Origin of the sequence: uncultured Tateyamaria sp. (assembly GCF_947504105.1) — a bacterium.
Lineage (GTDB): Bacteria > Pseudomonadota > Alphaproteobacteria > Rhodobacterales > Rhodobacteraceae > Tateyamaria.
Map to the genome: position 1 here is coordinate 20,645 of NZ_CANNGP010000045.1, position 7,386 is coordinate 28,030.

Consider the following 7,386-nt stretch of genomic DNA (forward strand, 5'->3'; position numbering starts at 1 on the left):
GAGTCCTCCTCGTTGCTGGTATTTTAGAGTTCAGTTTTTGTCGAGATTCTGGTCAAGCTTGTCTGATATTTCAGATGTATCTTTTGCGATCCTGCCAATAAGCTTACTCACATCTTCCTGCGCCCTCTGCGCATATACTTGATCGCGGAAAGCGGCCGTTTCGCGTCTTAAACTCTCTTCGAGCGCTGGCGTGCTCGTGGCAGGTTTAGTTTGCGCTGCATTTATTTGTGAACCTATTTCTGACATTTCGATCTCCTTGAGACCAATAAATATCAATAATTAGATAACATATATTCACTTATTCTTATTGTTGGCTTTAATTCTTGGGCTGATAAATCAATTCGTACTCAAGTTCCTAGTTTCAAATGACGAAACCCCCGCTCGGAGACGGGGGTTTCGTCATTTCAAAGATATAGTTTATCGCCTACCCCTCTTGGGCAAAGTCGCGCATTGTTGTTGATATCAATGCTACCTGTAATAATCCAATACTCAGAAGTACAAGCACTGATAGAGTGATCGCGTTCATATCCACGTGAACTTCTGATTGAAGTATTTTAAACACGATAGGTTTGTCCAGCGTCGCCTGAATAACACCGCACAAACCACCAACCGCGAAAACAGATAATATTGGTCCCGTCGCGCGCAGAGATGTGACGATACGCCGGTACCACACATACAGTAGTGCTGCTCCGATTAGTATAATCCACAGCGGTAACTCGGTAGCGGAGGATATACTGATCGACGCAATTATGGTCAGAAAAATTGATATCGTCCGAATCGCATACGCTAACGCTAATGAAAGGATGATGAGCAAGGTTTTTTTCCTCCTGTGGCAGGGCATTTCTTCTTAGGACATCAGGTACTCCTTGGCAGTCAATAAGATGAAATAAGAAATCCTTATGTAACTCGCAAGCTTACCATGAGGTCACGTAGACTGTACTTTTAAGAATAACTTATTGTCTCTTAACTTCTCGAAGGAGGATGATCCATTATCCAATGTGAGAGGACAGCCCGATATGAACGACGTAAAAATCTCTTCGCAAGTGCCGGGTGCATCCAGCTCGGCCGCGCCAGCAGAAACAGATCAGGTTGCAAAGGAGTTTGCGGTTGCGGCACGTGCGGCCCAAGCACAGCCAACCGAAGAGATCGAGCCAGCCGAAGAGATCGAGGAAGTTCGCGCAACGGATTCCACACAGGGTGTTTTTAGGCGCAAGCGGAAGCGCCTTGCAGAGATGAGGACTCAGTTCCAGGCCACCCAGGCGGAACTGAGGGAGGTCCGCCAATTTGTTACAACTATACGTGCCGGGGAAGATAAAGTTCTACCGAGGAGCATTGCGGCTGCTGTGGACGGAGCTTTGCTCAAATTGAAGCACGCCGTATCCAATGCCAAACATGTCGGGCGGCTTAATCAAGCTCTTGTCATCGCACATCCATTGATTGCTGTGAACGAATCCGCTCTCTTCTCTGGCCAGTTTAAAGTCGCACCAATACATCTGGTGTTTCTTTACAAGTTTGACGAGCCCAAAGACCTCACCATTTTGCCGCTTATACGACATGAGACGTCGCTCGGGCTTGGTAAATTCCCCGGGGGCGGGGATACCGGTTTCACTGGTGGAATAGGTGGCTTTATAGCCGATGAATTTGGCCCCGCTGTCGTTCTGAGCATAGATCGTATCCCGAGGCCGGTTCAGACAACAGGTACGGATGAGGAGAACCCTGCAGCCGAGCCAGCGCGCTCTAGCGCAACGACGGCAATAGAAATGCAACAACGTGCAGATGCAAACGAACGGATTTCCGATACGGATATCACGTTGGCGACCGAAGCCAAAACAGCGCAATCTGTGGAATTTGAACTTGGCGAAGATCGTAAGGTTCATGTCAAGAGCAAGACATTTATCAAGCAAGTGCACCGGGGATTTGCAATAACACTTGGCGGTTCATTTGGGCCAAACGAAACAAATGTTTCGACCAAACCAATGGGGCTTGAGTCATTCAGCACCCGATCATTTGACATATTCGACAAAGATACTGCAGATACTAATCGCCGCAAGGCAGTGCTCAATGGTCTGGCCGTAGAAAAGCTGGTCGGGATGGGGGCAGCATCTGCGGCCCATTTCGCGGCCCAAGCTTTGCCGTTTGCACCAGCTGCACAAAATAGTGGTACTGGTATGCTCGTTGCGCTGGGAGTCGCAGAGCTGAGTACAACACTGGCAGGTCTTGTGGGCACTGGGGCAAGCCTTGCGGTACGCACGGTAGTGGACTCTCTCGTTAAGCCAGACGGGCGTGGATTTGTCGTTCTGCCTACGGCGGATCCAGTTATTGTAAATACACCACGCGTCGAACTCGCATCCTTCGGCGGCAACAAGAAGGCCACTTTCGGCGGATTCGGCATCGTTAAGCTGCAGTACCGTCTTCCACTTTACACGGGCTTAAACAACCCGAAAGAAAACACGAACATCGCGCGGATCAATCGCGATTTGGATACAGCGGTCAAGAATCTTGAAACGCTGCGAGAGCTGGAGCAGAACCTCACAACAGACAAGAACGAGGTGTTAACTCAAAGAAAAGCAATGGAGGAGATCAACTTAAAGCTCGGAGAAAGCCACCAAGAGTTGGATAAACTGAGTGACGACTTGTTGGATGCGGTGGGTCTGATGCAGAACGACATCGCGCAGATTGATGCCAGCAAATCATTGATCTCCGAAAGCAAGGCGCATCTGCAGGTGCTGGAAGAGGAGCTTCCAAAGTTTGAGCAGGGTTCAGATGATCACAGCGAAATCGAGCGCCAGATCGCTCAGGAAAAAGAGACCATCGAAACGGAGGAGGCACGTGTCGGTGATGGAACGGAATACAAAGATCTTTCCGACAAACTGGACGCGGCCACCGTGATGCTCCATGGCGGTCAACCAGAGGAAAATTCGGTTGGCATCCTCATTGTGGCCAAGCAAGTCAAAGACGCACTAACGGATTCTCAAAATCTCTTGGATTCACTCACACAGCTTGAAACGGAGCAGAAAGAGACCGTTGAGACGAAGACCAATGAGCTACGCCAGCGCGTAACAGGACTCGCACGACAGAAGACCGCCCTTGATGAAAAAGCCGCGCGCATGAAAGCCTATAGTCAGCCACGCCAGGAACGGTTCGATGGAATCGCAGAGAGACACAACCAGGAAGTCGTGGATAAGCAATCTGAAATCTTTGCGACGGACATGGCAAACAAACTAAAGATAAAACGCGATTAAGCCACCGCTGGTGCTTCCTGCGGTGCTTTTGATCAACTCGTAGCACACCGTCGCACCCAAGACCGCCTTCATCCGTTTGGCAGACGGTCAGCGACAAGGGGATCCACGACGCTGAGTTTGGCTTGGCCAGCCCCCATCAGAAAATGTAATGGCCTGATTTGCGGGCGCCAACCTTAACTTACCCCCATGATCAATAAATTTCCGATAGGGTCGTCGTCTCAAAGCAACAGCCCGCGCCTGGTGGCTCGCAAAAGTCCCTGTCGCTGAGATGGCGCGGGTTTTGAAGCGTCACAAGTCAACGATCTTCCGAGAGATCAAACGCAATTTCTGGGCGGATGATGCCTTTCCCAAGAAGTACGCCGGTTACTTTGGAATGGCTGCGCATCACCGGACGGATACCTTTCAGTTTGCGTCAAAGAGGGCTTTGATAGCGCCGAGAAGGCAGTGCTCCGAGCGAGTATGGAGGGTATCGTTAACCGCAGATCGGTCCACACGGAGTTTGAAGCGCTGTCCGCGCATTTGCCTCCTGCAAGTGGTTCCGAAGACTTTGCTAGTATTCAGGCTCGGCTCGACGTGGCTAAATCGATAAGGTTGTTTGCCTAAGTGAATGGTCAGTGATGGACTCTGAGTGTGGTGAGACAATACCAGCGCTGGCATTCCTCTGACACTTTGAGCCTCCAGCTTTTGCGATGACAGAATGTCTGCTTGTTCGAGAAACTATCTTGTGGTGTTGCGGTGTAGCTGGGCTCCGCTCTTCGTCCTTTACTCACGTCGTCTTCAGCCCACCCAATCCACAATGCCATGATCATTAAATGCGCTCTCGTGAAGCGTTTCGACCTTGTCGCAGAAGACTACAAGGTTGTCGGCGTCTGAACGTGCAGATGGAACAATCAATCCGTCAAAGTCTAGAAAATGAGCAACCTCGCCGATCTCCTGTGTTCTTGGATACTCGTCATTCTTTTGCTGATAAGACAATCGGCCAAAGGTCTCCGTCTTCAAGCCAACTTCGCCGAGCGCGGCCAGGTCCAGAAACTGGAGCGCGCGTTCGAGCGCCAGGTCAACTTGAAACATCCGATATTTGACACGGCTTGGTATGACGGGTTGGCCGCGCATGAGGTGGAAGCGCATTTCTTCAAGAGCACCCGCTCGTGACATCGAAGTGTAGAGCACATCGAAGCTACCGTCGTCCCACCGACCACCAGATGCACTGCATTGCAACGGGTCTCTCCCATCGCGCACCAACCTCCAGACGGGACCAGAGAAAGCCACCGGCTCTATTGCTTCAAGAGCGTCAATAAGAGCGTTGTCGCGCCGGGCTTTGATCATTGCGGAATCTATACGAAGACATCGTTGTCGAGACGATCAATCACCGCCAAGACTTCGAGACTACGGTCATTGTGAATCAAATCCATTGCACGTTCACCGCCAAGCTGAGGGTGTCTCGCATAAAGCCACGCACGCACTTCTTCAGGAACGTAATACTCGTTGAGACGTCCCACGATGTAATAGAGATCTGAAAGGATAAGTTCATTGCGCGGCTGAGGCTTAAAATCGCCAGCTTTCCATCGCGAGACAGTTGCCTTGGACACATCTGTAATGTTGGCGATGTCTGTCCCTTTCAGGCCCCCGATTTCGGCAAGTTCGCCAATGTATCTTGTTACAGCACTTTGCATATTTATTACCTTTGGTCGCCAAGCAGCGATGGTTGCGCGATGTTAAGATCGCAGGCCCGCGCACGAGGCGACTCTGTTCCGCGCTCCTCATGGAGTTTTTCAAGGGCGTCCGCAACCTTGCCCATGGTTTCTGCATGTGTTCGCGTGCGTTTCAGCAAGCTTTCCAAATCCACGTCTGCGGCAGCGGCCTGCGCCTCGGTTGGCTTCAGAAAACTGATGTCCTTGGCGCGACGCTCCGCCGGCGCAACCGTCTTCGACAAGAAATGGCCGGCTCTATTTAGGTCCGGGACATCATCTAGTGCCGATTGTGAGCGCGCGATGTGGAGCGCTTGAATCTGCTTTCGTGTCCTTACCATTTCGTCAATGCTGGGTGCGCTCACATGTTCGCTTTGCAACAGAAGCTTGCGTCCTCCCCTCGCCCGCGCCAACAACTCAAATTCATGAGCCCGAAATCCTCTCCCCAATCCGGGAACCTGAACGATGCGCGGTCGACCAAACTTAGCATCCGGATCGCGCTCTTCAGGTGGTTTGTGCCAGTCACGTGCGTTGAACTGATCAAGTTCGAGAATGCCGCCTGCCGCCCCTGATGCCACACCAAAGGCTTCTGCCGCTTCAGCATTCAAGCCAGAGCAATAATCAAGAATGATTGGTTTTCCTAAATTATGCAGCCCGCCCAACATCCGGATGAGAGTCCGGGCCTTCTGAGGACCCGGATCTTTACCGAGCCCAGACAAGCGCATCCACAAGGCATCGATTGGTAGGTTGGATAACGTTTCAACAAGTGCTTTTCGGGAGGTCGTGTCGATCAAGCCTTGAACGGTTTGCATTACGGGATAGTCAATCCGGATATGTTTGCCGCCTAGGGTGTCCAATGCACGGTGCAATCTGGTGCAAGAAGCGGCATCAACAGAAAGCCAGCCGTCAAAACGCCGATCACCGAGGAAATGCGTGGGCGCTAGAATGCGATCTGCGCCAAGCTTGATGGCTGTTTCAGCTATGCGCTCGATCGTATTTTCGTTGAAATCAGAAGGGCCAAGCGGCTTGTCCGGCACTTCTTCGAGCCAATCCGCATGACGCACAAATGTTCCAAACCGTGCGAGGCTGGATAGCTCGGCAGCGCCTGTATCGAGCGTAATTTCAACATTTTCGCTTTTGAGCTGTGTCGCAAGTCCGCTTTGACGCTTGAGACGCCCTGCTTCAAAGACGACCCGTGTCTGGGGCAGATGTCTTGAAGCATGCATTTCTCCGAATTTCACATGTGAATCGCCGATACGGAAGAACTGCGCCAGCGGTGTACGGAGCTTCTGGCCTTTCGGAAATGGGACGACAACTGTGTTCATCTGACTTGTTCCATATGTGTTTCATAGATTAAAATAGTGAAACCGAAGTGGAATGTCAATCTTTGCAACAATAGGATGACCCGCCAGCGCATCTCGCGCTGAACAGGCTCTTGGCTGCGCCCGAAACCGCGCGATGCGCGTCTTCGCCCATGCGGGATACGATCCTTCGTGCATTTGAAATCTGAGATCGCGGGCAGGACCGCGCTCGCTTGAATCAGACGTCAGCCAGGTCTCCGCTGCGCTCTAACCCGGCTGGCAGTTTCCTTTTCCAATTGGACGTGTCGCGGTTTGATGCCGCTCCTTTGATAGCATTTATTGCAGCAAAGGAGACGAACTATGGGACTGAAACGAACGGACGAGTTTCGCGCTGATGCAGTGCGGATCGCACTGACCAGCGGGCTGACACGCAAACAGGTTGCATCTGATTTAGGGGTTGGGCTTTCGACGCTGAACAAGTGGGTGACGGGGCATCGTGACACCGACGTTGTGTCGGACAAGGATCTGGACCTCATTCATGCTTGATCTGAGGGTGTTTGAACCTGTTCTGTTCGGTGCGGATCATCTGAGCCAGGTCATCACGCCGCCGACGCAATCCGCGCAGCTCGACCGTTTCTTTGCTGGGTGGCTGCCAAAGCCGAAGGTCTTCCGACTTTGCGGCAAAAAGTGCCAACATGCGCGCATCTACAGCGTCCGTCTTGGCCGAAAGGCCGAGATACTTGGCAAAATTGCGGGTGCGCGTTCCATGTGCGCGGTGGACAGGCAGGCCCAGTTCGAAGCAGCATTCAAGAACTAAACGCTCGTATGCTGCTTAAGCAGCGTAACCGCATCCGCATCGGCTCAACAGGGCGGGTTTATCGGACGGGCACGGAAAACATGGCTGCGTCCAACCTCAAAATTCGTGCAAGGATGGTGACCTGAGCCCCGACTTTCCTCCAGCTTTGCCGAGAATCTGTCGGCGGATTTCAGTTAGGCTTCTATTCACTCGACCCTTAGCTGAAGTTGCTGCCAGCACCTGTTTCAATGGCAGGAGCGCGATGTGACTACAAAACCGGACATTGAAGAACTGGCCACTATGCTGGCGAAGATGGGAGGCGAATATCTCACTCCCTCGCGGACCTCACCCTGTCCTAC

At 52.0% G+C, this 7,386-nt stretch carries 6 protein-coding genes and 2 pseudogenes; 3 read left to right on the forward strand and 5 right to left on the reverse strand.

Going from position 1 to position 7,386, the window contains the following annotated elements:
• Positions 1–30: 30 nt before the first annotated feature.
• Positions 31–246 carry a hypothetical protein gene (locus Q1A75_RS19840; protein WP_299545766.1) on the reverse strand — a complete coding sequence of 72 codons (216 nt, stop codon included), beginning with the start codon at positions 244–246 and terminating at the stop codon, positions 31–33.
• Positions 247–1,016: 770 nt separating this feature from the next.
• On the opposite strand from Q1A75_RS19840, the gene Q1A75_RS19845 reads away from it, so the two are divergent.
• Complete coding sequence (locus tag Q1A75_RS19845) at positions 1,017–3,242, forward strand: hypothetical protein (protein WP_299545764.1); 2,226 nt, start codon at positions 1,017–1,019, stop codon at positions 3,240–3,242.
• 244 nt (positions 3,243–3,486) lie between these two features.
• Positions 3,487–3,579: pseudogene (locus Q1A75_RS19850) on the forward strand (helix-turn-helix domain-containing protein); the annotation flags it as partial.
• Between the two features lie 440 nt (positions 3,580–4,019).
• Here the strand turns inward: Q1A75_RS19850 and Q1A75_RS19855 are convergent.
• From Q1A75_RS19855 to Q1A75_RS19865, 3 genes are read right to left on the reverse strand one after another with little or no spacing between them, the layout of a single operon-like run.
• Positions 4,020–4,568 (reverse strand): RES family NAD+ phosphorylase, encoded by a 549-nt coding sequence (locus Q1A75_RS19855; protein ID WP_299593397.1) that lies wholly within the window; start codon positions 4,566–4,568, stop codon positions 4,020–4,022.
• A gap of 8 nt (positions 4,569–4,576) precedes the next feature.
• On the reverse strand, positions 4,577–4,915 hold the full coding sequence (locus Q1A75_RS19860) for an antitoxin Xre/MbcA/ParS toxin-binding domain-containing protein (RefSeq protein WP_299593394.1): 339 nt from the start codon (positions 4,913–4,915) through the stop codon (positions 4,577–4,579).
• 5 nt (positions 4,916–4,920) lie between these two features.
• Positions 4,921–6,255 carry a hypothetical protein gene (locus tag Q1A75_RS19865; protein ID WP_299593391.1) on the reverse strand — a complete coding sequence of 445 codons (1,335 nt, stop codon included), beginning with the start codon at positions 6,253–6,255 and terminating at the stop codon, positions 4,921–4,923.
• A gap of 336 nt (positions 6,256–6,591) precedes the next feature.
• Here Q1A75_RS19865 and Q1A75_RS19870 point away from each other — a divergent pair.
• Positions 6,592–6,759, forward strand: a pseudogene (locus tag Q1A75_RS19870) (transposase); the annotation flags it as partial.
• A 4-nt stretch (positions 6,760–6,763) separates the two neighbouring features.
• On the opposite strand, the gene Q1A75_RS24310 reads toward Q1A75_RS19870, so the two are convergent.
• On the reverse strand, positions 6,764–7,024 hold the full coding sequence (locus Q1A75_RS24310; protein ID WP_366142222.1) for a transposase: 261 nt from the start codon (positions 7,022–7,024) through the stop codon (positions 6,764–6,766).
• Positions 7,025–7,386: the final 362 nt, after the last annotated feature.